Source organism: Ruegeria sp. AH12, assembly GCF_056541465.1.
The window spans coordinates 57,784-81,591 of sequence record NZ_JBQFYL010000011.1 but is presented as its reverse complement, the minus strand read 5'-3'; the positions used below and the strand labels follow the sequence as shown (position 1 = coordinate 81,591).

Annotated in this window: 22 protein-coding genes; 11 read left to right on the top strand and 11 right to left on the bottom strand. The window is 57.2% G+C overall.

Translation table 11 applies throughout. From position 1 onward, the window contains the following. Positions 1-92 precede the first annotated feature (92 nt). The gene (locus ACR0EL_RS15625) at positions 93-695 is read left to right on the top strand and encodes an alpha-ketoglutarate-dependent dioxygenase AlkB family protein (RefSeq protein WP_480500888.1); all 603 of its coding nucleotides are present in this window, start codon (positions 93-95) and stop codon (positions 693-695) included. Here ACR0EL_RS15625 and ACR0EL_RS15620 read toward each other — a convergent pair. Beyond that, complete coding sequence (locus tag ACR0EL_RS15620; RefSeq protein ID WP_480500886.1) at positions 692-1,513, bottom strand: ABC transporter permease; 822 nt, start codon at positions 1,511-1,513, stop codon at positions 692-694. The two genes, ACR0EL_RS15625 and ACR0EL_RS15620, sit on opposite strands and share 4 nt — an antisense overlap. Positions 1,514-1,635: 122 nt before the next feature. Here ACR0EL_RS15620 and cysQ point away from each other — a divergent pair, with 122 nt between their 5' ends. From cysQ to ACR0EL_RS15585, 7 genes are all read left to right on the top strand, one after another. Next, a complete protein-coding gene (gene cysQ, locus ACR0EL_RS15615; protein WP_480500884.1) occupies positions 1,636-2,433 on the top strand; it encodes a 3'(2'),5'-bisphosphate nucleotidase CysQ in 798 nt (265 codons plus the stop codon). Further along, positions 2,433-3,233: a 3-deoxy-manno-octulosonate cytidylyltransferase family protein gene (locus ACR0EL_RS15610; RefSeq protein WP_480500882.1), complete on the top strand. Its 801-nt coding sequence runs from the start codon at positions 2,433-2,435 to the stop codon at positions 3,231-3,233. The genes cysQ and ACR0EL_RS15610 overlap by 1 nt, the downstream gene beginning before the upstream one ends. A gap of 69 nt (positions 3,234-3,302) precedes the next feature. Next, positions 3,303-4,286, top strand: a complete 984-nt coding sequence (galE, locus tag ACR0EL_RS15605) for a UDP-glucose 4-epimerase GalE (protein WP_480500880.1) — start codon at positions 3,303-3,305, stop codon at positions 4,284-4,286. Further along, positions 4,246-5,340 carry a glycosyltransferase family 2 protein gene (locus ACR0EL_RS15600; protein WP_480500878.1) on the top strand — a complete coding sequence of 365 codons (1,095 nt, stop codon included), beginning with the start codon at positions 4,246-4,248 and terminating at the stop codon, positions 5,338-5,340. The genes galE and ACR0EL_RS15600 overlap by 41 nt, the downstream gene beginning before the upstream one ends. A gap of 177 nt (positions 5,341-5,517) precedes the next feature. Next, positions 5,518-6,504, top strand: a complete 987-nt coding sequence (locus ACR0EL_RS15595; protein WP_480500969.1) for a glycosyltransferase family 2 protein — start codon at positions 5,518-5,520, stop codon at positions 6,502-6,504. Next, the gene (locus ACR0EL_RS15590) at positions 6,501-8,201 is read left to right on the top strand and encodes a DUF5927 domain-containing protein (protein WP_480500876.1); all 1,701 of its coding nucleotides are present in this window, start codon (positions 6,501-6,503) and stop codon (positions 8,199-8,201) included. The genes ACR0EL_RS15595 and ACR0EL_RS15590 overlap by 4 nt, the downstream gene beginning before the upstream one ends. A 6-nt stretch (positions 8,202-8,207) precedes the next feature. Further along, complete coding sequence (locus ACR0EL_RS15585; RefSeq protein WP_480500874.1) at positions 8,208-9,653, top strand: sulfotransferase family 2 domain-containing protein; 1,446 nt, start codon at positions 8,208-8,210, stop codon at positions 9,651-9,653. Here the strand turns inward: ACR0EL_RS15585 and ACR0EL_RS15580 are convergent. The 8 genes from ACR0EL_RS15580 to hslO form a co-directional block, all read right to left on the bottom strand. Beyond that, a complete protein-coding gene (locus ACR0EL_RS15580; protein WP_353008519.1) occupies positions 9,637-10,155 on the bottom strand; it encodes a L,D-transpeptidase family protein in 519 nt (172 codons plus the stop codon). The two genes, ACR0EL_RS15585 and ACR0EL_RS15580, sit on opposite strands and share 17 nt — an antisense overlap. A 62-nt stretch (positions 10,156-10,217) precedes the next feature. Further along, complete coding sequence (locus tag ACR0EL_RS15575) at positions 10,218-11,003, bottom strand: ion transporter (protein WP_480500873.1); 786 nt, start codon at positions 11,001-11,003, stop codon at positions 10,218-10,220. Positions 11,004-11,016: 13 nt separating this feature from the next. Next, positions 11,017-12,246 carry a class I SAM-dependent RNA methyltransferase gene (locus tag ACR0EL_RS15570; protein WP_480500871.1) on the bottom strand — a complete coding sequence of 410 codons (1,230 nt, stop codon included), beginning with the start codon at positions 12,244-12,246 and terminating at the stop codon, positions 11,017-11,019. Positions 12,247-12,285: 39 nt separating this feature from the next. Beyond that, positions 12,286-14,118, bottom strand: a complete 1,833-nt coding sequence (locus ACR0EL_RS15565; protein WP_480500870.1) for an ABC transporter ATP-binding protein — start codon at positions 14,116-14,118, stop codon at positions 12,286-12,288. Then, on the bottom strand, positions 14,115-15,953 hold the full coding sequence (locus ACR0EL_RS15560; protein WP_480500869.1) for an ABC transporter ATP-binding protein: 1,839 nt from the start codon (positions 15,951-15,953) through the stop codon (positions 14,115-14,117). The genes ACR0EL_RS15565 and ACR0EL_RS15560 overlap by 4 nt, the downstream gene beginning before the upstream one ends. Before the next feature lie 190 nt (positions 15,954-16,143). Next, positions 16,144-17,298 (bottom strand): CCA tRNA nucleotidyltransferase, encoded by a 1,155-nt coding sequence (locus ACR0EL_RS15555; protein ID WP_480500868.1) that lies wholly within the window; start codon positions 17,296-17,298, stop codon positions 16,144-16,146. After that, on the bottom strand, positions 17,295-17,909 hold the full coding sequence (locus ACR0EL_RS15550) for a CoA pyrophosphatase (RefSeq protein WP_480500867.1): 615 nt from the start codon (positions 17,907-17,909) through the stop codon (positions 17,295-17,297). Before ACR0EL_RS15550 ends, ACR0EL_RS15555 begins: the two co-directional genes overlap by 4 nt. After that, positions 17,884-18,870 (bottom strand): Hsp33 family molecular chaperone HslO, encoded by a 987-nt coding sequence (hslO, locus tag ACR0EL_RS15545; protein ID WP_480500866.1) that lies wholly within the window; start codon positions 18,868-18,870, stop codon positions 17,884-17,886. Before hslO ends, ACR0EL_RS15550 begins: the two co-directional genes overlap by 26 nt. Positions 18,871-18,946: 76 nt before the next feature. On the opposite strand from hslO, the gene ACR0EL_RS15540 reads away from it, so the two are divergent. Next, on the top strand, positions 18,947-19,390 hold the full coding sequence (locus tag ACR0EL_RS15540) for an NUDIX hydrolase (RefSeq protein ID WP_480500864.1): 444 nt from the start codon (positions 18,947-18,949) through the stop codon (positions 19,388-19,390). Here the strand turns inward: ACR0EL_RS15540 and ACR0EL_RS15535 are convergent. After that, a complete protein-coding gene (locus tag ACR0EL_RS15535; protein WP_480500863.1) occupies positions 19,387-20,658 on the bottom strand; it encodes a PP2C family protein-serine/threonine phosphatase in 1,272 nt (423 codons plus the stop codon). The two genes, ACR0EL_RS15540 and ACR0EL_RS15535, sit on opposite strands and share 4 nt — an antisense overlap. 155 nt (positions 20,659-20,813) lie before the next feature. Between ACR0EL_RS15535 and ACR0EL_RS15530 the strand changes: the two genes are divergently transcribed. Continuing rightward, positions 20,814-21,143 (top strand): Hpt domain-containing protein, encoded by a 330-nt coding sequence (locus ACR0EL_RS15530; RefSeq protein ID WP_480500862.1) that lies wholly within the window; start codon positions 20,814-20,816, stop codon positions 21,141-21,143. Here ACR0EL_RS15530 and ilvA read toward each other — a convergent pair. Next, a complete protein-coding gene (ilvA, locus tag ACR0EL_RS15525; RefSeq protein ID WP_353008505.1) occupies positions 21,140-22,366 on the bottom strand; it encodes a threonine ammonia-lyase IlvA in 1,227 nt (408 codons plus the stop codon). The two genes, ACR0EL_RS15530 and ilvA, sit on opposite strands and share 4 nt — an antisense overlap. Before the next feature lie 205 nt (positions 22,367-22,571). Between ilvA and ACR0EL_RS15520 the strand changes: the two genes are divergently transcribed. After that, positions 22,572-23,798 carry an argininosuccinate synthase gene (locus ACR0EL_RS15520; RefSeq protein WP_480500860.1) on the top strand — a complete coding sequence of 409 codons (1,227 nt, stop codon included), beginning with the start codon at positions 22,572-22,574 and terminating at the stop codon, positions 23,796-23,798. Positions 23,799-23,808: the final 10 nt, after the last annotated feature.

Sequence of the window (23,808 nt, the reverse complement as noted above, 5' to 3'; positions counted from 1 at the left end):
GGACCAATGGCCTGCAAGCACTCTGAATCGCAGGTTTTCGGGAATCTGCGGCCTTTTTTGGCAAGGATTTGGTAAGGAATGGGGATTCGGGTATGGCACGGCTGCTTTTGCGGGGGTTCGATATCAGGAAAGGGTATCTGGACGGCACAGCCCAGACCCAGCTGATCGAAGCGCTGCGCCCGATTCTGAAAGCAGCGCCATTGGTGAGGCCTGTGACGCCATCAGGCAAGGAGATGTCGGTGCGCATGACCTCCGCCGGAGCGCTGGGTTGGGTTACCGATAGATCAGGCTATCGTTATCAGGATCACCACCCCAAAGGTGAAAAATGGCCCGCAATACCCGAGGCGATCCTGACTATCTGGCATGATTTAGTCAGCGCCGAACGTGAACCCGATTGCTGTCTGATCAACTACTATGGCGACAGTGCCAAAATGGGCGTGCATCAGGACAAGGATGAGGCGGACTTTTCTTGGCCGGTGTTGTCAATCTCACTGGGGGATGACGCCCTGTTTCGCATTGGCAATACAACGCGCGGCGGCAAAACGGAATCTGTTTGGCTAAGCTCGGGCGATGTGGTGATCATGGGCGGCCCGGCCCGGCTAACCTATCATGGCGTTGATCGGATCAGGCCCGGATCATCCCGGCTGTTGCCAAAAGGCGGGCGGATCAACCTGACCCTGCGCGTGGCGCGTTAGCGGCGGGCATCCCAGCTTTGGGACATATGCTTGCGGGAAAAGAAATCGCCCAGCAAACCAATCATTGTCAGAGCGATCCCGACCCAAAGTGCATACTCCCAGTCGGAATTGCGTGGATAATAGTTGCGGAACACAAACCCTCGGCACTGATCGATAAGATGAAACAAAGGGTTCCACGCAAACATCATCAAAACAGTTCCACCCAACGCGTTTCCCAGAAACATCTTACCTGAAAACACCATGTTCAGCCGCCGATAGATCGTGCTCAGCATTGTTGCTACTGTAGGAAACCACGGCTTAAGCGCCATAAACACCAAACCAATCGAACACCCGGTGAACCACGCCAGTATCAGCATCCCAAAGGCCCCGCCCGGGTCCTGAATTTCAAGAGGCGCTACTCCGACGCTGTAGACGAATAAAATCACGGTAATCGACATGATCTGCTTGTAAAGCGCACCAAATGCCGAGGCGAGCAACATGACCATAGCGTTCATCGGAGAATGCTGCATCATTGGATTGTTTTTTCCACCTAACTTGGACATGGCTGCAATCGACTGGGTATGCATCATGAAAAGAAACACACCCGACAGCAGATACAGGATGAATTCACCCCTGATCTTAGCCACGCGCGGGCCCATGAAGGACATAAGTAGATAAAAAACCATAGCGATCAGAAGAATCTGTAGGATATTGATCAAGATCGCGATCACGGCATTTGAGTGTTGTGTGCGCACGTCGCGTACCACACCGTGGAACACCAGTTCTGCGATGGTAAAGGCGCTGCCCAGCATCGATTGACTGCGCTTGAAGTAAAACACGCGAGGGGTCTTTCCTGTTTTGTTGCCCTCAAACTGGCACGAATACCTTGCCGTTCGGTAACCGGCACATCATAAGTCCGTCAGAGATTTGGATCAACAAACCACGTAAACGGAGCATTTTTGTGACCTACGATGCGCTTATCCCCGTCATCCGGCGTCTGGCCCTGGAAGCTGGCGACAAGATCATGGAGATCTACCAGGCGGATGATTTCGACGTGAAGGTCAAATCAGATGCAAGTCCGGTAACCGAAGCGGATGAAGCTGCCGACGCCCTGATTTCCGAAGGGTTGCGCGCAGCCTTCCCGGATATCCTGCTTGTGACCGAGGAACAGGCCGCGTCACATTCGACCAAGGGGGATACATTCCTGATCGTTGATCCGCTGGACGGCACCAAGGAGTTCATCAACCGGCGCGGAGATTTCACCGTCAATATCGCGTTGGTTGAAAATGGCATTCCCACGCGCGGGGTCGTCTATGCTCCGGCGCGCGGTCGCATGTTCTATACGCAAGCTGACGGGCAGGCGGTGGAAGAAACAGGCACATTGGACAAAGTTCAAGCTGGTGACGTCACGCCCATCTCGGTCTCAGACCCCGACAATTCGGCGCTTCTGGTGGTGGCATCCAAATCCCACCGCGATCAGGCCACGGATGACTACATTAACAAATATCAGGTGCAGGACAGCAAGAGCGCGGGCTCATCTTTGAAATTCTGTCTGGTCGCAACGGGTGAGGCCGATATCTACCCGCGCGTGGGTCGCACTATGGAGTGGGACACCGCAGCCGGTCACGCCGTTCTGGCCGGCGCGGGCGGCAAGGTTGTCCGGTTCGACAACCACGAACCCCTGACCTATGGCAAGGATGGCTATGCAAACCCGTTCTTCATCGCCTACGCTCCGGGTGTTGAGTTGAAAGACGCCTGATGTCTGTTCTGATCGCCATCCCCGCCCGCTATGCCTCGACCCGGTATCCCGGCAAGCCTCTGGTTCCACTGACCGGCGCGACGGGCAAAGCGATGACGCTAATTGAACGATCCTGGCGGGCAGCCTGTTCGGTGTCGGGCGTGGATAAGGTGGTCGTGGCCACCGATGATGACCGCATCCGCAACGCCGCCGAAGGGTTCGGGGCCGAGGTCGTGATGACCTCGGAAACCTGCCAGAACGGCACCGAACGCTGTGCCGAGGCGCATGCCGTGCTGGGCGGCGGGTACGACATCATCGTCAACCTGCAAGGCGACGCCCCCCTGACCCCGCATTGGTTTGTCGAAGACCTGATCGCAGGCCTGCGCGCCGCACCTGGTGCGGGTGTGGCGACCCCGGTTCTGCGCTGTGACGGTGATGCGCTGAACAGCCTTTTGAATGACCGCAAACATGGGCGCGTTGGCGGTACCACGGCGGTGTTCGCCCGCGATAACAGCGCGATGTATTTCTCGAAAGAGGTGGTCCCCTTCACCTCGGATACATTCGCGGGCGATACGCCAACTCCGGTGTTCCACCACGTCGGTGTTTATGCCTACAGGCCGGATGCGCTGGCCGCCTACCCCGGCTGGCCAATCGGCCCGCTGGAACAGCTGGAAGGCCTGGAACAGCTGCGCTTTATGGAAAATGGGCGCAAGGTTCTATGTGTCGAAGTCGAAGCCAAAGGCCGTCAGTTCTGGGAACTCAACAACCCCGAGGACGTGCCAAAAATCGAAGAGATGATGGCGGCTATGGGTCTGGAGTGACCTCTTTTCCCCCTGACCCCTAACCCAAGATGGCGTAGGAACGCCCAACTCTGACCCCATGGATCGCATATGAAAACTGTTCTTGTCACCGGTGGCGCTGGCTATATCGGATCCCATGCCTGCAAGGCGTTGTCACAGGCAGGGTATGTTCCCGTCACCTATGACAACCTGATCACCGGCTGGCAGGATGCGGTCAAATTCGGACCGTTCGAACAGGGCGACCTGTTGGACCGCGCCCGTCTGGACGAGGTGTTCGCCAAACACCAGCCTGTGGCGGTGATGCATTTCGCAGCGCTGAGCCAAGTGGGCGAGGCGATGGCGGAACCTGGGAAATACTGGTCCAACAACGTGACCGGCTCCCTGACTTTGATCGAGGCTGCGGTCGCAGCGGGATGTCTGGACTTTGTGTTTTCATCGACCTGCGCCACCTATGGCGAGCATGACAATGTGGTTCTGGATGAAACAACGTCGCAGCACCCGTTGAACGCTTATGGCGCTTCAAAACGCGCGATCGAAGATATCCTGCGCGATTTTGAGGCTGCCCATGGCCTGCGCCATGTGATCTTCCGCTATTTCAATGTGGCCGGCGCTGACCCGGAAGGCGAGGTGGGCGAGTTCCACCGGCCCGAGACGCATCTGGTCCCGCTTATGTTGGATGCCATCGACGGCAAGCGGGATGGGCTGACAGTGTTCGGCACAGATTATGATACGCCCGATGGCACCTGCATCCGCGATTATGTGCATGTCTGCGATCTGGTCGACGCCCATGTGCTTGGTCTGAACTGGCTGGAACAGGGCAAGGGCAGTCAGGTCTTCAACCTGGGCACCGGCTCGGGCTTTTCGGTTCTTGAGGTGATCGAGCATTCCAAAGCCGTGACCAACCGAGCCGTGCCTTACACCGTTGGCGCCCGCCGCGAGGGTGATTGCACCAAACTGGTTTCAGGCTCGGTCCGCGCCGAGGCTGAACTGGACTGGAAGCCCAAGAGATCAACGTTAGAGACGATGATTGCCGATGCCTGGCGCTGGCATCAGAACGGGCACTACGACCAATGAGGCCGGGTTGATCGGCGCTTCGCTGCAGACCCTGCCCCGGATTGGATGGGCTGACGCGTATCGCCTGCGCTGGAAACGTCGCCGCCTGCTGCTGCGATCCTGGCGCAGCCGCCATCAACTGACCAGCCGGAACGATCAGACACATAAGATCAGGCGCGGCAGCATCCTGGCCTTTACCACGCTGCGGAATGAAATCACCCGGATTCCTTGGTTTCTGCAACACTATCGGCAGCTGGGTGTTGATCATTTTCTGATCGTCGACAATGGCAGCGACGATCGCTCGACTGAGCTGCTGCTGGATCAGCCCGATATCTCGCTTTGGCAAACTCATGCCAGCTATCGCGCGTCGCGCTATGGGCTGGACTGGCTGACCTGGCTGCAGATGCGATACGGCCATAGGCATTGGTGCCTGATGGTGGATGCGGATGAGCTGTTGATCTTTGCTCATCACCAAAGGCAAACACTGCATGATCTGACGGCGTGGCTGGACCAATCCGGGCGTCGGGCCTTTGGGGCGCTGATGCTGGACCTTTATCCAAAGGGCGCATTGGGCGATCAAGGTTATGACCCCGCAAGCGATCCTACCGACGTGCTGAACTGGTTCGACGCAGCGCCGTATCGCGCCCAGCGCCAAAGCCCTCTGGGTAACCTTTGGGTTCAGGGCGGGGTCCGCGAGCGCATGTTTTTTGCGAAAACACGCCAACGATCACCTACATTGAACAAGATCCCCTTGGTGCGCTGGTCCAGGCACTATGCCTGTGTGAATTCCTGCCATTCGGCTCTGCCGCGGCAGCTGAACGCGGCCTATGACGGGCCCGGTGGGGAAACACCATCAGGCGTTTTGCTCCACACCAAGTTCCTGCCTGAAATCATCGAGAAATCTCGGATCGAAAAACAGCGCCGCCAGCACTTTCACGACCCCGACCAGTTTGGATCGTACTATGACGGGATCATCGATGGCCCAACCCTTTGGACATCTCAATCGGTGCCGTTTGAAGGTTGGGAACAGCTAGAGCAACTTGGGTTAATGAATGCCGGAGGATGGCAGCCATGACAAATACATACACATATATGTCATGTTTTCTGCTAACCGGTTCTAAATCCATTGCCCTGCAATATGCAAAGATGACATAACTTAGCATAATCCCGGACCTTTTTCAAAAAGGGGCGGTGAATGCTCGCGTCACAATAAGGGTAGGCTAAACGCGTGAGCCTGTTGGATTCGTATCGGATGAGATTGCGGCGCAAGCGCCGTATTTTGCGCTGTGTGCGACGCCGACGCGAACTTGAACCCGCCAGCAACAATACCGCCGCAATTCGGCACGACGACATCCTGTTGATGAGCGTTGTGCGCAACGAAAAAATCCGCCTGCCCTTTTTTCTGGAATTCTACCGGAAGCTAGGCATTGATCATTTTCTGTTTGTCGACAACAACAGCGATGATGGCAGCTTTGAATTCCTAAGGGCACAACCGGATGTCTCGGTCTGGCGCACAAGAACCAGCTATAAACGCGCCGGTTTCGGTCTGGATTGGTCAAACTACCTGCTGCGCAAATATGCCCATAAACACTGGGTACTGACCGTCGATCCGGATGAATTCTTTATCTACCCGTTCTGCGATACCCGCCCGATCCGGGCCCTGACAGATTGGCTGGATGGCAGCGCTGTGCGCAGTTTCGGCACCATGCTGATTGATATGTACCCCCAAGGCCCCGTCGAGGATGAACCCTATCGCGAAGGGCAGGACCCGTTCGAGATTGCGCGCTGGTTCGATGCGGGCAACTACATGATCACCAAGAATCCAGAATATAAAAACCTCTGGATTCAAGGCGGCGCGCGGGCACGTGTGTTCTTTGGCGACAACCCGTCGAAAGCGCCAGCGTTGAACAAAATCCCCCTGGTGAAATGGGACCGGCGCTATGTCTATGTGAGTTCGACCCATTCCTTGCTGCCACGCGGGCTGAACCAAGTTTACGACGAATGGGGCGGCGAAAAGACCAGCGGCGCGCTGCTGCATGCCAAATTGATCAACACGTTAGGCGATAAGGCCCGCGAAGAGTTGCAGCGCGGCCAGCATTATCGCGGGTCCGGCGAATACAAAGCCTATGCCCAACAATTGGATGAAAAGCCTGTATTCTGGTGCGATTTCTCTGAAACCTATATCAATTGGCGACAGCTTGAAATTCTGGGCCTCATGTCAAAAGGAAACTGGGCATGAGCTCTTTGGGCGTTGTTATGCTGGTCCATACGGCCTTGGATCGCGCCGAACAGGTGGCACGGCATTGGACCGCAGCGGGCTGCCCGGTTGTGATCCATGTGGACCAGAAAGTCCCGGATCAGGTGTATTCGGAATTCACCGCCTCTTGCGCTGACAACCCCCTAATCACATTTTCCAACCGCCACAAATGCGACTGGGGTGGCTGGGGTATAGTTGCCGGAACACAGGCAGCGTCCGAACAAATGCTAGAGAAATTACCGAATGTGCGGCATGTGTTTCTGTCATCAGGGTCCTGCCTGCCCCTGCGCCCAGTACAAGAACTTGTAAGCTACCTGTCGGAACGACCCCGTGTGGACTTTATTGAAAGTGCAACCACCGCTGATGTCAGCTGGACCATTGGTGGGCTGGATCATGAACGTTTCACACTGCGGTTTCCGTTTTCCTGGCGCAAGCACCGAAAGCTGTTCGACACCTATGTCAGGCTGCAGCGCGCCCTGGGTCTGCGCCGCCAAATCCCTGATGGCCTAATGCCCCATATGGGCAGCCAGTGGTGGTGCCTGACCCGCCAGACACTCTCTGCAATTCTTCAGGACCCAAAACGTAAAACCTATGATCGCTACTTTCGGCATGTCTGGATACCGGATGAAAGCTATTTTCAAACGTTGGCGCGGCTCTATTCAACCCATATCGAAAGTCGCTCGTTGACGTTGTCGAAATTCGACTATCAGGGGCGTCCACACATCTTCTACGACGACCACCTGCAATTGCTGCGCCGCTCAGACTGCTTTGTGGCACGCAAGATCTGGTGGCGCGCAGATCGTCTGTATCAGACCTTTCTCACAGATCAGTCCGGCGCACTGCGACCGGCAGAGCCCAACCCCGGCAAGATCGACCGGGTCTTTGCCAAAGCGGTCGAGCGTCGGACCCATGGTCGCGATGGGCTGTATATGCAAAGCCGCTTTCCCAAACATGGCAGCGAAAATGGCCTGACCTCATCGGCGTACTCGGTGTTTCAGGGCTTTAGCGAGTTGTTTGAGGGCTTTGAGGCCTGGCTAGAAACCACAACTGGCGCTCGGGTGCATGGTCATCTGTTTGGCCCTGATCGTGCTGAATTTTCCAAAGACCAGACCATCACCAATGGTGCGCTCAGTGATTGCGCGACATTGCGCGACTATAATCCCACAGCGTTTCTGTCGAACCTGATCTGGAACACGCGGGGTGAGCGCCAGTGCTTTCAATTCGGGCCTAACGATACCCAAGACATCAACTGGTTCATGGCGCGGGACCGGAATGCGCAAATCTCGGTCATTACCGGTGCCTGGGCGGTTCCGCTATTCCGGTCAAACTTGAACTTCGCCGATATCAGGCTTGAGGCTGCGCGCCTGCAACAGATTGAAACCAAACAAATTGAGGTTCTAACTTCGGTCTGGACCAAAGCCAATGTGCGCAGCTGGACCTTGTCGGACTTTGTCGAAGCGCCAATGGAGCCGCTGCACACCATCATTGACGAGATCGGCACGCAAATGCCCAGCCATCTGACCGAAGCACCCACGATGGTCGATCTGTCGGGTTTTGGTCAGTTTCTGCAGAACCTCAAAAACCAAGGAATGCACCCAAAACTTATGGGTGATTTCCCCGCCGACGACGTGTTTGGAACCCAGACCAAACCGTTCCGAAAGCCCTATCTGGTTCAGTGATGGCCGATGACGCGACCGTTTGACTACTTCATCATACTGGCCGCCATGCGCACAGGCTCGAACCTGCTCGAGGCCAATTTGAACGCGCTGGACGGCATCACCTGCCACGGGGAGGCCTTCAATCCGCATTTCATCGGTCGTGTCAAAGCGCAGGATGTGTTGGGCATAACGCTGGAACAAAGGGATAAGGATCCCGTACAACTGATAAAGGCGATGCGCTCTGACGCAAATGCGTTGAACGGCTTTCGGTATTTTGAGGACCATGATCCCAGGGTGCTGGAACCGGCCCTGAATGATCCACGTTGTGCCAAGATCATTCTGACCCGCAATCCGCTGGACAGCTATCTGTCGCTCAAGATCGTGCGCGAAACCAAGCAGTGGCAGCTAAAGAACATCAAGCGACGGCTTGAGGCCCAAGTTGACTTCGACGGGCGCGAATTTTCGGACTATCTGGATGAGCACTATGGGTTTCAGTCCCGCCTGCGTGCCCATCTGCAACGCTCCGGCCAGGCCGCGTTCTACATTGATTACAACGACCTGACCGATCTGAGCATTCTGAACGGCCTGGCCACCTGGCTTGGGGTTTCGTCAAGGCTGGGCCGATTGGATGACCGGCTGAAACCGCAGAACCCGACACCGGCCCTGTCCAAAGTCACCAACCCGGATGAAATGCAAAGAACGCTATCCGGGCTGGACCTTCTGTCGATTGCGCGCAGCCCGAATTTTGAACCCAAACGCGATCCTGCAGTGGATGGTTACATCATCGCAGCCGAAACACCGCTGATCTATATGCCCCTGCGTGGTGGTATCGAACCGATCGTGCACCAATGGATGGCCGCACTGGACGGTGTGAATACCAGTGAATTGCGCACTGAACTGGCGCCCGACATGGTCCGCGATTGGATGCGATCTTCGCCCGGTCACCGCAAATTCACGGTGCTACGCCATCCCCTGGCGCGCGCGCATAGCGCGTTCTGCACCCATATCCTGAACAAAGGGCCGGAGTGTTATGAAGACCTCCGCTCGCAATTACGCAATCGGTTCAAACTGCCGATCCCCGGTCAGGTGCGCGAAAAGAACTATTCCAAAGACCAGCATTATGAAGCATTTTCCGCCTTCCTGACCTTTCTGCGCCACAACCTTGCGGGCCAAACCCCAATCCGCGTAGATGCAAGCTGGTGCACACAGGTGCAAGCACTAGAGGGTATATCAACCTTCGCGATACCTGACCTGATCCTGCGCGACGATGAACTGGAAACCGCCCTGCCCGATCTGGCGCGAACCATGGGCCATGACACTCCGCCAACACCAAAGACGAGCGCAACGGAAACTCCGTTTGCACTTGATCAAATCTGCGATGACCGGTTGCAGGCGCTGGCAGCTGAAACCTACCAGCGCGACTTTGATCAATTCGGGTTTGGCGAATGGCGCTCGGTCAGGCCCGCAGGGTAATCAAAGTGCCCCGATTAACCATCGCGTAGATCTCTTCCATCTCGTCGTTCTTGACCGCGATGCAGCCCGCCGTCCAATCCGGCGTCTTTTTCGCACGCTTGAATTCAGACCGCAGGTTCGGCTGACCGTGGATAAAGATATCCCCGCCCGGATCGACTCCGGCGGCTTTGGCCTTGGCGATATCAGCCGAGTTTGGATAGGAAATTCCCAAGGACAGATGATACCGGCTGCGTGGGTTACGGCGGTCGATCAGATATGTGCCCTCGGGCGTGCGCCCGTCGCCACGCTTGGTTTTGGTGCCGTTCGGCGCAAAGCCCAGATCGACATCATATTGCCGAAGTATCTGTTCGTTGTGCAGAAGATACAGCTTCCGCGCGCCCTTGTTGACAACCAAAGAGGTCACCTCGGGCCCATTGTAAGATAGAATTCTAGGGCTGGCTGAAGCACAAGCCGAAAGGCTCAGCGTTGCCATTGCACCCAATCCAAATGCTCGACGATCCATGTTTCACTGCCTGCTACTCTGGTTTTTTTTGGCTATTATGCCAAAAAATCAAAAAACTGAAATCACTTTTTGATGTTCGATTGCTCAATTATGCGGCGTTCGATGGCTTCCAGCCTCTCAAGCACCTCATCACGGTAGGCATCGGTTTTGACCTCATCCTCGGCATGATGCGCATCCTGCATCGAGTTCACGATCAGACCAACCAGCAGGTTCACCACCGCGAAGGTCGTCACCATGATGAACGGGACAAAGAACAGCCAGGCGTAGGGATACACTTCCATCACGGGGCGGACGATGCCCATCGACCAGCTTTCCAGCGTCATGATCTGGAACAATGTATAGGCCGACAGACCTAGATCACCGAACCAGTTTGGGAAACTTTCCGAAAACAGCTTGGTCGAGATCACGGAGCCGATATAAAACAGGATCGCCATCAGCAGGAACACACTGGCCATACCCGGCAAGGCCGAGATGAAGCCTTCGACCACCCGCCGCAGCCGTGGCGCAACTGAAATCACGCGCAACACCCGCAGGATCCGCAGCGCCCGCAGAACCGACAAACTGCCAGCGCTGGGTACCAGAGCGATCCCCACGATCACGAAATCGAACAGATTCCAGCCGCTTTTGAAGAAGTTCCGCCCTGTCGCCACCAACTTCATCGCAATCTCAGCAACGAAAATGGCAAGGCAAAGCTTATCAAGCGCCACAATCAGCGGGCCCGCGATCTCCATCAAGGTCGGAGAGGTTTCCATACCCAGCAGCGCGGCGTTGAACATGATCACACCGGTGATGAAACGCCCGAACATAGGTGTTTCGATAATGTGCTGCAATCGCTGTTGAAAGCCCATGTTCGCTGTCTCCTCAGGATGCGGGGTTCAACACAAACCGCGCGGCCAGTTCCGTATGTGACGACCACCGAAATTGGTCAACAACCTGTACCCATTCAAGGGTATAGCCGGCGTTAACAAGCATTTTTGCATCGCGCGCAAAGGTCACCGGGTTACAAGACACATAAGCGATCACTGGGCGCAGCGCTTGTGCCAGTTCATTCACTTGCGCCTCTGCCCCTGCGCGTGGCGGGTCCAGCACGACCGCATCAACGGCCTTCAATTCATCGGGCATCAGCGGGCGGCGAAACAGATCGCGCGCCTCGGTCGTGACGCGCTTCAACCCCGTCGCCCTGCGCCAGCCCTGATCCAGCGATTGGGTCATCGCGGCTTCGCCCTCAACGGCATGAACCTCGGCCGTCTGAGCCTGTGGTAATGAAAACGTCCCGCTGCCCGCGAACAGATCAACAACGCGCTTGGCACCTTGCGTTGCCTCCAAAACAGCCTGTGTTAGAGCCTGCTCACCATCCTTCGTCGCCTGCAGGAATGCGCCCGGAGGCGGTGTGACCGTCGCCTGCCCGAACCGCTGAATTGGGGGCTGGCGCGTGGCAATGACCTCACCATCCCAGCTGAGCCGGGCAAGCCCGTGCTTTTCGGTCGCTTGCGCCAGGGCCAGCTCCAACGGCCCATCCAGCGGTTTGCCGCCCGTAACCGCAACATCCAGCCCGCCGTCGGACAAGGTCAGTGTTACGGCCAGAACGCCCTTGCGGCTGCCGCCCTGCATCGCAAGCGCCTCGGCCACGGGAATACCGGCGATCAATGCGGGATCCAGAAGATGGCAATCCGGGATTTCGGTGATCACGTCAGATGCGCGCCCGTAAAACCCTGCCAGCGTCCCCTTCTTGGTCCGACGCACTGCGATTGTCGCACGACGGCGTGAGCGTTCGGGCGAGATATGGATTGGACGCATATGCGCCTCCAACCCCTGTGCGGACAGCGCGGTTCGGACAACATCCACCTTCCAATCAGCAACAAAAGCGTCCGATGCATGCTGTAGCTGGCACCCCCCACAGGCTTTGTAGTGGCGGCAAGGAGCTTTCACGCGTTGGTCCGATGGAGTTTCCACGCGGATATCGGAGAGAAACTGGCCCAGCAATGTGCCTGAAACCACCTCACCTGGAAGAGTGCGGGGCGCATAGACCGGGCCGTCGGCGATGCCGTCACCCTGATGGCCAAGCCGGGTTATGGTGTAGGTTTCCGTCATACCGGGCCTGATAACGGGGGTTTGGCCGCAACAAAACCCTTATTCGGCGGCTTCTGCCTGAATGAAACCACCCGACTGGCGATGCCAGAACCGCGCATACAGCCCGCCCTGGTCCAACAGCGCGTCATGCGTACCGGTTTCGACGATGCGTCCCTGATCCAGAACGACGATCCGATCCATCTCGCTGAGTGTGGACAAGCGATGCGCGATGGCCAGAACGGTTTTTCCTTGCATGACGCGATGCAGCGCGGTTTGGATCGAGGCTTCGACCTCAGAATCCAACGCCGATGTGGCCTCATCCAGCACCAGGATCGGGGCATCTTTCAAAATGGCGCGGGCCAACGCGATCCGTTGTCGCTGACCACCGCTGAGCTTCACACCACGCTCACCCAGATGCGCATCATAGCCTTTGCGGCCCTGCGCATCTTGCAAACCAAGGATGAACTCATGCGCCTCAGCCTTTTCGGCGGCCTCGATCATTTCATCCTCGGATGCATCTGGACGTCCATACAGGATATTTTCACGTGCGGACCGATTGAACATGGCCGTTTCCTGTGTGACCATGCCAATCTGACGGCGCAAACTGTCCTGGGTCACCTGCGAGATGTCCTGCCCATCGATGCGAATGGCGCCATTTTCCCCATCGTAGAGCCTAAGAAGCAGCGAAACGAGGGTAGATTTGCCTGCCCCGGACACCCCTACGATCCCAAGCTTTTCGCCCGGCTTGATGGTCAAATCCAGCTCTGAAACGCCCCCGATTTCACGGCCATAGGCAAAGCTGACGTCGTCAAATGTGATCGCACCATGGGTCACCATCAGATCTTTGGCCTGCGATGCATCCTCGACCCGGTCGCGCTTGGCCAGGGTTTTCATCCCGTTCTCAATCTCGCCAACATTGGCATACAGCCCCATCAGCGTGAAGCTGACCCAACCGGTCATCTGCGAGATACGGACCGAAACAGCCCCTGCCGCCACGATGTCACCGGTGGTCGCAGCACCGCTCTGCCAAAGCCACAGCGTCGCCCCGATCAGCATCACGGGCAGCACACCCGCCAAAGTCATAAGAATGACCCGAAAGCTGGCCGAAAGCAGCCCGAACTCTAACGAGCGTTCCCGCAGATCGACCATCGAATTGCGCGCTGCCTGATCCTCGTGTTGGGCATGTGCAAACAGTTTGACCGTTTTGATATTGGTGATCGTATCGACGATTTGCCCCGACACCATCGCACGCGCACCTGCCCGTGCACTTGATCGTTTGCGGATACGTGGCAAATACCAGCGCACCAACATGAAATAGACCACCAGCCAGACAACAAAGGGCAACATCACCAACGGATGAATAGACCCTAACAAAAGCAAAGAGCCGACAAGAGAGGCCAAAGCAAACACAATCGCGCTGATCGTTTCCGAGACGACCGAGGCCAGAGCATTCGCAGTCTGAACCTGTTTCTGCGCGATCCGTCCCGCGAAATCATCGTCGAAATACGTGACCGACTGGCCCAATGTCCATCGGTTCAGCTTGGCCAAAACCAGTGGCGTGATATTGGGCATGACGACATAGTTGTTCGAAAACGCCGAGAAACCAAAAAAGACCGGCCGCAGGAGCATAAAGAACGCAACCCCGCCCAGGATCATCCACAGATTGCCACCGGTCAGAAACCCGTCCGGTCCGCTGGTCGTGGCCACATCGATGACGCGGCCCAGAATCCAGGCTGTTCCCGCCTCCATCGTGCCCGCTGCGGCCGAGAAGAAGGCCGCGACAAAAAGCATGGGCCAGGCACCGGATAGTGCCCAGCGAATGAACGCCCCCAACGTTTGCGGCGGGGGCGTCTCGATGTTTTTGAACGGGTTGATGAGGTCAGCGACCCTCATTCAGCGGCCTCCGGGTTCATAAAGCCACCAGATTGCCGCGCCCAGAACTGCGCGTAAAGGCCGCCCTGCGCCAACAGGTCAGCATGCGCGCCCTCTTCCACGATCCGGCCTGCATCCATAACCAGAATACGGTCCATCTGAGCGATGGTGCTGAGCCTGTGGGCAATGGCGATCACGGTTTTACCTTGCATCATGCCGTAGAGGGTTTCCTGAATGGACGCTTCAACCTCGGAATCTAGCGCGGATGTCGCCTCATCCAACAACAAGATCGGCGCGTCCTTCAAAATCACCCGTGCAAGGGTCACCCGCTGTCGCTGACCACCGGACAGCTTCACGCCCCGCTCACCCACATGCGCATCATATCCGGTGCGCCCCTGCGGGTCTTGCAGGTCAAGAATGAACTCGTGCGCCTCGGCCTGCTTCGCGGCGGAAATCATCTGTTCTTCAGTCGCATCCGGACGACCATAGAGGATGTTGTCGCGCACCGACCGGTGCAACAACGCGCTGTCCTGCTGAACCATGCCGATATGCCCGCGCAAACTGTCTTGTGTGACCTGCGCAATATTCTGTTCATCGATCAGGATCGCGCCTTTCTCGACGTCATAAAACCGCAAAAGCAGCTTAACTAGGGTCGATTTCCCTGCACCAGATCGGCCAATCAGACCGATCTTTTCGCCCGGCTGAATGGTCAGGTTTATGTGATCCAAACCACCCGTTTCACGACCATAATGGTGCGACAGATCGCTGATTTCGATCTGGCCCTTGCTCAGTTGCAAGGGTTGTGAGGCCGGTACATCCAGCAGGTCGATTGGCTGAGCAATCGTCTCCATCCCCTCGGCCACGATACCAAGCTGACGGAAGAAGCTGGTCAGCGCCCACATGATCCATCCGGTCATCGCGTTCAAGCGCAGGGTCAGCGCCGTTGCAGCCGCAACAACGCCAACCGAAGCGGTACCCTGCATCCAAAGAGCAATCGCCCAGCCAACAACCCCAACGATCAGAAAGCCGTTCAAAGTAACCAGAACCGCATCCATGATCGTGAATATCCGCATCTCGACCTGAAAGGTCCGACGCGTTTCCTCGATCGCTTCACGCGCATAATCCAGCTCCTGTCGGCCATGAGCGAACATCTTGACCGAGTGGATGTTGGTGTAGCTGTCGACAACCCGGCCCGTGACAGTCGAACGAGCATCAGATGCAGCCTGAGACGCGGGGCCGACTCGTTTCACCGTCCAGTGCACCAGCAGCCCATAGAACGCAAACCAGATGAGCAAAGGGATCAGCAGGCGTGCATCAGCCGCATAAAGCAAGATCGCCGCGCCGATCAGATAGGCAAGCGAGAACGAAATCGCATCAAAGACCTGGAACACCACCTCGCCCGCGGCAGGCGGGGTCTGCATGATCCGGTTGGCAATACGGCCTGCAAAGTCATTCTCGAACCAGCCAACGGACTGACGCAGAACGTGTTTATGTGCCCGCCAGCGGATCAGCGTACCAAAGTTCGGCAGGATCGTGTTGTTCAAGAGCAGCACATCGACCAAATGCAACAGCGGACGCAACAGCAGGATAAAGCCTGCCATTAACAACAGCTCGGTCCCGTGGTTTTGCCAGACCTCTTCCGGGGTGCCACCCAACAGGTCAACAACGCGGCCCATATAGTAGATCAACCCTATCTCAACAGCGGCCACGATGATGGAAATCAATGCAGCCCAAAAGAACACCCGGAAAAACGGGCGCGAGTAGTCCAGCATGAACGGCCACAGCCGCGTCGGCGGCGTATCGGTTTCACGATAGGCGACAAAAGGGTCAACGAGGTTTTCGAAATAGCGAAACATGGAGAGTGCTCCGATTGAGCAGAAATACAGACATGCGAAGAAGAATGGCGCCTGAACACCACCCTTTACGGGGTAAGTGCCCTGGCTTTAGCCGAACCAGATCCCGTAATACATTCGCATTCCTCCATCCATGAGTCAGGCGCACGTAACCACAAACGAAATCGTTTGTCATCCCTTTTTGAGACTTCGTTCAGCTGGTCAGCAATTCTGCGCGGGTCAGGGTGAAGTCAGACGCGATCCAACGCGCCTCAAGCTCGGCCAGCTTCTTGCCCAGAGCGGGGCCGGTAAAGTCGGGGATCAGATCGGCGGCGCTGATCGGGAAACGCGCTGCTGCACCATGATGGAGAGCTTGGCGTAAGTCCTCGGACCAGGGGTGTTCGAAGAAGGCACAGCGCAGCAAGGTTTCGTGCAGGCCTCCGTCGTCACCGTAGCGATAGCCCAACTCTTCGATGCTGGTCGAGGCCTGCGCCTCCTCGCGCATTCGGGTCATGCGTTGCAGTTGCGCCCGACTCAAGCGCAGTGTCGCGGCATCCTCGGGTGTGGCAATTGCTGCCAGCCTGCGCACCGGATCAGGCACGGTACCGGCGGCCTGTTCTATGGCGATCAGCGGGGCCAAAGCGCGGTCATCTGCACCGGGCAACAGATGCGCCAAGACACCTGCACGGCGCATCGCGGCCACCGAAGGCGCAGGGTCTGGCGCGCCTAGCAGTTTTATCAGCTCAGCCCCAACTCGTTCGCGAGACAGCGATGTCAGCCCATCCAGATTGGACGCAATCGCAGCGAGCGCATCCGCGTCAAACCCAGCATCGGCGTCGCCGTACCAAGCATGAAACCGGAAATAGCGCAGCGAGCGTAGGTAATCCTCGCGGATGCGGTTCTCAGCGGTTCCAATAAACCGCACGCGCCGCGCCTGAAGGTCAGGCAAGCCTGACAGCGGGTCCAGCACCGTGCCGTCGGGCTGCGCGTAGATCGCGTTCATCGTGAAATCGCGGCGCGCGGCATCTTCTTCAACGGTGTCAGCAAAGACCACAACCGCACGGCGACCATCGGTTTCCACATCGCGTCGAAAGGTGGTGACCTCATGTGGGACATGGTCACAAACGATGGTGATCGTACCGTGTTCCAGCCCCGTTGGAATCGCCTTAAGGCCAGCCTTTTGGGCCAGTTCGATCACCCGTTCGGGATAGGCATCCGTTGCAATATCAATATCCGAAACGGGCGCGCCCAGCAGGGCGTTACGCACGCATCCGCCCACAAACAGGGCCTGCGCCCCGCCTTTGGTGAGGGCTTCACAAACCGCCTGAGTCGCTGGGTCCGAAACCCAAGGCGCGCTGATCTGCTTCATTCACTTACCCGTGCTGCAAGCCCGCGCAATATACGAGCCGTCGCGCCCCAGATGTAATAAGGACCGTATGGAACAGCGAAATACTTTCGCCGTTGGCCACGCCACCGGCGCGACTCGATCACATAATTCTCGGGCTTTAGCAGATGTGCAAGTGGAACTGAGAAAACCTCATCCACTTCGCCCGGCTCAGGCACTGGATCAAAACCCTGGCGGATGATGGCCACAACCGGGGTAACAGCGAACGAGGTCACGGTTTCATGGCTGGGTAGAAAGCCGATCACTTCGGGCAACTCTGGATGCAGGCCAATTTCCTCATGCGCTTCGCGCAGTGCGGCAGCGGTGATATCGGCATCGCCCTCATCCTGCTTGCCGCCAGGAAAGGCGATCTGGCCGGGGTGGTGTTTCAAAGCCGATGACCGCTTTGTCAGGACCAAACGTGGCACATCCCCGGAAACTGAGATCGGCACCAGAACCCCAGCCGGGCGCAATTTGCGCCCGGGCGGACGCACGGTTTCGGGGTTCAGATCAAAGTCACTAGACCCATGGCCCGGACGCTGCAACGCCGCAGCAATCTGATCCGTCGGATCATGCACCGCTGGCGTCTTCCGCATCAAAACCAACGGTCGCAGGGTCCAGCACATAATGCGCCCCGCAGAACTGACAATCGGCAGTGACCATGCCCTCGGGCGTTGTCATCTTTTCGATGTCCCTAGCCGAATAGATCGACAGGCTTTGACGAACGCGTTCTTCCGAGCAGGTGCAGCCAAACTGTACCATCTGCGCGTCATAGACGCGTGGGCTTTCCTCGTGAAACAGGCGGATCAACAGATCGGTCGGCGCAATCGATGGGCCGATCAGTTCCAGATCATCAACCGTATCCAGAAGGATGTTGACCCGGCCCCAGTTTTCACCTTCTTCGCCGTCGACCAGATCATTGGCGGTGAGGATTTCACCCGTCCCCTCGCCCGAGGCCGCAAAGGGCGAAGCTTTGGGCATGTGCTGCAACATGATTCCACCGGCACGCCAATGCTCACCCACTTCAGGTTCGGTCGATTTGCCGAAGCTCAGCGAGAAACGGGTCGGCAGCTGTTCGGACTGGGCGAAATATGCCTCGGCCGAGGCGCTGATCGACGCTCCGTCCAGCGGAGTAATACCCTGATAAGGCTGCGTGCCTTCGCCCTGATCGATCATGATCGCGAAATACCCTTCGCCCACCTGATCAAAGGGGGCGCTCTTGGTCAGTCGATCCCGGTCAAAGCTGGCATAGGCGCGGATACGCGCCGGTTCACCTTCGACAGTGGGCGCATAATAGTCGGTTGCGATCATGCGCACCGCGCCCTTGGATTGAACCTGCAAGGACAGCTTCCAACGCAGCGAAACGGTTTGGCCAATCAATGCTGTCAGCAAAGCCATCTCGGCCACCAGCGCCTCGACCTGTTCGGGATAGTCATGCTGCTTCAGGATGCCATCCAGCACCCCGTCCAGGCGGGCGACGCGGCCACGCATGTCCGACACATCAAGTTGAAAGGGCAGGACGGTATCGTCCCACGCGATTTTTGTTCCAAGAGACATGGGGTTTCCTTACACGCCACAGCTTGGCATACCGGCACCATATAGGTCACAGAGTTTGGGTTTTAAGGGGCCATACATGATCAGACGGTTTGGTGAAAGCCCTGAACCCGGGCGATCCTATACGCGGCGGGTGGGCGTTTATGCGTTGCTTCCGCGTGAAAAGCACCTGCTTTTGACCTGCCAGACCGAACCGGGCCCCGATCTGCAACTGCCGGGCGGTGGCATTGATCCCGGCGAATCGCCCATTACCGCGCTGCATCGTGAGGTTTATGAGGAAACCGGATGGCGCATCGCCACGCCGGAACGCATCGGTGCGTTTCGCCGCTTCACCTATATGCCTGAATACGATTTATGGGCCGAGAAGGTCTGCCTGATTTACCGCGCCCGCCCTGTCCTGCAATTGGGCCCGCCAACCGAAGCCTTTCACGAGGCACTTTGGATGCACAGCGCGGATGCGGTTGAGCTGCTGGGAAATGACGGCGACCGCCACTTTGCAGCCCAGCACCTGAACGGTCTTTAGTGCCCGTTATATTCAAAAAATACCGCCGAAACGTCATCTCCCATGCCTTCGTTGGGCGGCATGCGCTGGGTCAGCCGCCAGAACATATCATCCAGAAATTCTGATCCACCCTGGCCAGACGCACAGTCCAACGCCATTTCACGCAGCCCCTCTTCCTCCAGCAACCCGCCTTCTGCCAGGTGACATTCCGTGAAACCATCGGAATGCAGCAAAAGCCGGTCACCCGGATTCAGCTTTGTTTCAATCTGATGAAAACTCGCATCTGGGATCAATCCGATGGGAAGGCCGCCATCGCCAAGGTATTCGGTGCTGCCATCCTGCCTCAGCAGCAAGGGGTGCGGATGTCCGGCCTGCACCATTTTCATATGCCCGCTGCGCAGATCGACAATGGCGTAGACCATGGTGAAGTATTCCTCGATCCCGGTGTCCACCATCAAACGTGAATTGAGCGTTTCGGCCACTTGCTGCGGTGGCAACAGCGCATAGAACTTGTTCATCCGCTTTTCCAGCGCCACATTCTGATCGAAATGCTGGCTGGACAGATAGCCGCCAAGTCGCGCGGTCATCATCGCTGACGTGATCCCATGGCCCGAGACATCGATACTGTAGAATCCCAATCGGTTCGGACCGGGCGAGAACATGCCCACCAGATCGCCGCCAATATGACCGCAGGGCTTCAACAACAGACTGACCCGGGAAACACCGAACTCTCGCGTCAATTCCGGGACCAGTGATTCCTGTATCTTGCGGGCCTGTTTCAGGTCTTTGTCGATCGCATCATGGGCCAGCTTCAGTTCGTCAAGTGCAGATTCAATCAGGCGGTTCTTATCCGAAAGCTCTCTCTGCATATCCAATATGCGTGCGCCTGCAGAAATACGGGCCCGCAGCTCATCAGCCTCTAGCGGCTTGATCAGAAAATCATCCGCCCCGGCATCCAGCCCACGCGCGACTTCCTGCTTTTCGCTTTTCGATGTCAGAAGGATGAAATAGCTGTAGTGTTCAGAATCGAGCGCGCGGAAATCACGGCAGAACTCCAGTCCGCTCATGCCTGGCATGACCCAATCGCTGAGCACAAGATCGGGCGCAAACTCGGCGCAAAGCTCAAGGGCCTTTTCACCATTATCAGCCTCAAGCACCTCAAATCCCCATTTCTTGAGCGAGGCCACCAGAATGCGCCTTTGCAGGCGGCTGTCATCCACGACTAGCACCTTTCGGATCGCACCGAAATCCAGTTCAGAACCGGTTTGCTCAAGACTTAGTGCTGACACCCTTTAACCCCAGGCTTCCTTTTTTAGGGACGCGGCAAACCTATCGCGCTGGGGTTTAACATCCCGTGAAGGTCCCATGGTCTTTGGCCTTAACCGCACATTTACCTGATCCGCGCTAGCAAAGATCAACCCAATTCCTTTGCAGGAGGATGACGATGATCCATTGGCCCCGAGTCAGACAATTGCGGGACGAGGTCGGCGCAGATGAGATTGATGAGGTCATCGCAATCTTTCTGGACGAGGTGCAGGAAGTGATCGCACGCCTGCATGCCGATACCGAACGGCTTGAGTTGGAACAGAACCTGCACTTCCTGAAAGGCAGCGCCATGAGCCTGGGGTTCGATCAGTTCTCGAAACTCTGTCAGGATGGCGAGCGGCGTGCCGCGGCCGGGCAAGCGGCAGAGGTTGATCTGGCCGAAATCCTGGCCGCTTATGACGCATCCAAATCTGTGTTTCAGGCCGAATTACCTAGCAAACTGACCTAGATCACGAACTGTGCCAGCGTCTCATCTTCGGTGATATCGGTATAGGTAAACCCGGCCTCATCCAGATGCGCGAACAAGCGTGCAAAATTCTCGGGCTTGCGGGTTTCGATCCCGATCAGGACTGACCCGAAGTTGCGCGCGGATTTCTTCATATATTCAAACCGGGCAATGTCATCCTCGGGGCCGAGAATGTTCAGGAATTCTTTCAACGCGCCAGGGCGCTGCGGCAGGCGCAAAATGAAGTATTTCTTGACCCCGGAATAGCGCTGTGCGCGCTCCTTGACCTCGGGCAGGCGTTCAAAATCGAAATTGCCGCCTGATGTCACGCAAACAACAGTTTTGCCACGAATAAAGCTTTGCACATCTGCAATCGCTTCGATTGCCAGTGCGCCTGCGGGTTCCAGCACGATGCCCTCGACATTCAGCATCTCGATCATGGTGGTACAAATGCGGTCTTCGGATAGGACCAGCACATCTGACAAATGCCGCGATTTCAGCAGTTCGAATGGCTTGGCCCCAATCTTTCCAACCGCTGCGCCATCGACGAAGTTGTCCACGTGGTCCAGCGCCACCGGATGCCCCGCCGCCATCGCCGCATGCAGACAGGCGCCGCCCTTGGGTTCGACAAACAGGCAATGGGTGCGGTCCCCGAACCAGGTCGCCACACCAGCGGACATGCCACCGCCGCCCACAGGCAGCAGCACATGGTCGGGTACTTGACCCAACTGTTCTTCGATCTCGACCGCCAAGGAGGCCTGACCTTCGATCACATCCTCATCGTCGAAGGGCGACAGAAAATGCCCGCCCTGCGCCGCGCACCACGCCTGCGCCGCGGCCAATGTGTCGTCGAAATAGTCCCCGGTCAGGTGAACCTCGATATTGTCACCGCCAAAGATGCGGGTTTTTTGGATTTTTTGCTGTGGGGTCGTCACCGGCATGAAGATCACGCCCTTCACGCCCAGATGCTTGCACATATAGGCCACGCCCTGCGCATGATTGCCCGCGCTGGCGCAAACGAACAGGTCCTGCCCCTGTTGTTTGCGCATCGCATTGAACGCCCCACGGATCTTGTAGGACCGCACTGGGCTGAGGTCTTCGCGCTTCAGCCAAATATCCGCGCCATAACGGTCGGACAAATGCGCGTTTCGCTGCAACGGTGTTGCAGGGAACACGGTACGCATCGCCTGTTCGGCGGTTCCGGCACGAGTCATGAAGTCAGTCATGACCGTTTCAGTGGCCTATCCCGACTAAAAGAGCAAGGAATACATATGTGTACGACCTCATGTTTTCAAAATAGGTATCCTACGCGATCCAGGCGCTGTTTCTGGGTGCGCCATCGCAATTCACATGCATGGTCAGCGCACACAACTTGCCCCCGCGCTCAAAACCCGCTAGGGGCCAGTCGTTCTTCGCACAAAGGGAAATCAGATGTCCGCGCCCAAGAAAGTTGTTCTGGCCTATTCCGGTGGCCTTGATACCTCGATCATTCTGAAATGGCTGCAGACCGAGTATGGCTGTGAGATTGTGACCTTCACCGCCGATCTGGGTCAGGGCGAGGAGCTGGAGCCCGCTCGTCAGAAGGCCGAGCTGCTGGGGATCAAGCCCGAAAACATCTATATTGAGGACATCCGCGAAGAGTTTGTCCGCGACTTCGTCTTCCCGATGTTCCGCGCCAATGCGCAATACGAAGGCCTGTATCTGCTGGGTACCTCGATCGCGCGACCTCTGATCTCGAAACGTCTGGTTGAGATTGCCGAGGCCACTGGTGCTGATGCCGTTGCCCACGGCGCAACCGGCAAGGGCAACGATCAGGTGCGGTTCGAACTGGCGGCTTACGCGCTCAACCCCGACATCAAGGTCATTGCGCCGTGGCGTGAATGGGACCTGTCCAGCCGCACCAAGCTGCTGGAATTTGCCGAACAGAACCAGATCCCGATTGCCAAGGACAAACGCGGCGAAGCTCCATTTTCGGTCGATGCCAACCTGCTGCACACCTCTTCCGAGGGTAAGGTTCTGGAAGACCCAGCCGATATGGCGCCCGACTATGTTTACCAGCGCACCGTCCACCCTGAGGACGCGCCGAATGAGCCGGAATTCATCGAAATCGGCTTTGAAAAGGGTGACGCGGTCAGCATCAATGGCGAGGCGATGAGCCCGGCCACCATCCTGACCAAGCTGAACGAATATGGCGGCAAGCACGGCATCGGTCGTCTGGACCTGGTCGAAGGCCGGTTCGTTGGCATGAAGTCGCGCGGTATCTATGAAACGCCCGGCGGCACCATCCTGCTGGAAGCACATCGTGGTATCGAATCCATCACCATGGACCGTGGCGCGATGCATCTGAAAGACCAGCTCATGCCGCAATATGCCGAGCTGATCTATAACGGCTTCTGGTACAGCCCCGAACGCGAGATGCTGCAGGCGGCCATCGACAAGAGCCAGGAGCATGTCACCGGCACCGTGCGGGTGAAGCTCTACAAGGGCCTCGCCTCGACCGTGGGCCGCTGGTCGGATCACTCGCTCTATTCCGAGGCGCACGTGACCTTCGAAGAAGACGCCGGTGCCTACGATCAGAAAGACGCGGCAGGCTTTATTCAGCTGAACGCGCTGCGGCTCAAGCTTCTGGCAGCACGCGACAAGCGTCTGAGTAAGTAAGGCAGCTCGC

Excerpts from the sequence above, each read along its gene's own strand:
- ACR0EL_RS15625 (WP_480500888.1), top strand. The coding sequence starts at position 93 with ATGGCACGGCTGCTTTTGCGGGGGTTCGATATCAGGAAAGGGTATCTG.
- ACR0EL_RS15610 (WP_480500882.1), top strand. The coding sequence starts at position 2,433 with ATGTCTGTTCTGATCGCCATCCCCGCCCGCTATGCCTCGACCCGGTAT.
- galE (WP_480500880.1), top strand. The coding sequence starts at position 3,303 with ATGAAAACTGTTCTTGTCACCGGTGGCGCTGGCTATATCGGATCCCAT.
- ACR0EL_RS15600 (WP_480500878.1), top strand. The coding sequence starts at position 4,246 with ATGCCTGGCGCTGGCATCAGAACGGGCACTACGACCAATGAGGCCGGG.
- ACR0EL_RS15595 (WP_480500969.1), top strand. The coding sequence starts at position 5,518 with ATGAGATTGCGGCGCAAGCGCCGTATTTTGCGCTGTGTGCGACGCCGA.
- ACR0EL_RS15590 (WP_480500876.1), top strand. The coding sequence starts at position 6,501 with ATGAGCTCTTTGGGCGTTGTTATGCTGGTCCATACGGCCTTGGATCGC.
- ACR0EL_RS15585 (WP_480500874.1), top strand. The coding sequence starts at position 8,208 with ATGACGCGACCGTTTGACTACTTCATCATACTGGCCGCCATGCGCACA.
- ACR0EL_RS15580 (WP_353008519.1), bottom strand. The coding sequence starts at position 10,155 with ATGGATCGTCGAGCATTTGGATTGGGTGCAATGGCAACGCTGAGCCTT.
- ACR0EL_RS15575 (WP_480500873.1), bottom strand. The coding sequence starts at position 11,003 with ATGGGCTTTCAACAGCGATTGCAGCACATTATCGAAACACCTATGTTC.
- ACR0EL_RS15570 (WP_480500871.1), bottom strand. The coding sequence starts at position 12,246 with ATGACGGAAACCTACACCATAACCCGGCTTGGCCATCAGGGTGACGGC.
- ACR0EL_RS15565 (WP_480500870.1), bottom strand. The coding sequence starts at position 14,118 with ATGAGGGTCGCTGACCTCATCAACCCGTTCAAAAACATCGAGACGCCC.
- ACR0EL_RS15560 (WP_480500869.1), bottom strand. The coding sequence starts at position 15,953 with ATGTTTCGCTATTTCGAAAACCTCGTTGACCCTTTTGTCGCCTATCGT.
- ACR0EL_RS15555 (WP_480500868.1), bottom strand. The coding sequence starts at position 17,298 with ATGAAGCAGATCAGCGCGCCTTGGGTTTCGGACCCAGCGACTCAGGCG.
- ACR0EL_RS15550 (WP_480500867.1), bottom strand. The coding sequence starts at position 17,909 with ATGCGGAAGACGCCAGCGGTGCATGATCCGACGGATCAGATTGCTGCG.
- hslO (WP_480500866.1), bottom strand. The coding sequence starts at position 18,870 with ATGTCTCTTGGAACAAAAATCGCGTGGGACGATACCGTCCTGCCCTTT.
- ACR0EL_RS15540 (WP_480500864.1), top strand. The coding sequence starts at position 18,947 with ATGATCAGACGGTTTGGTGAAAGCCCTGAACCCGGGCGATCCTATACG.
- ACR0EL_RS15530 (WP_480500862.1), top strand. The coding sequence starts at position 20,814 with ATGATCCATTGGCCCCGAGTCAGACAATTGCGGGACGAGGTCGGCGCA.
- ilvA (WP_353008505.1), bottom strand. The coding sequence starts at position 22,366 with ATGACTGACTTCATGACTCGTGCCGGAACCGCCGAACAGGCGATGCGT.
- ACR0EL_RS15520 (WP_480500860.1), top strand. The coding sequence starts at position 22,572 with ATGTCCGCGCCCAAGAAAGTTGTTCTGGCCTATTCCGGTGGCCTTGAT.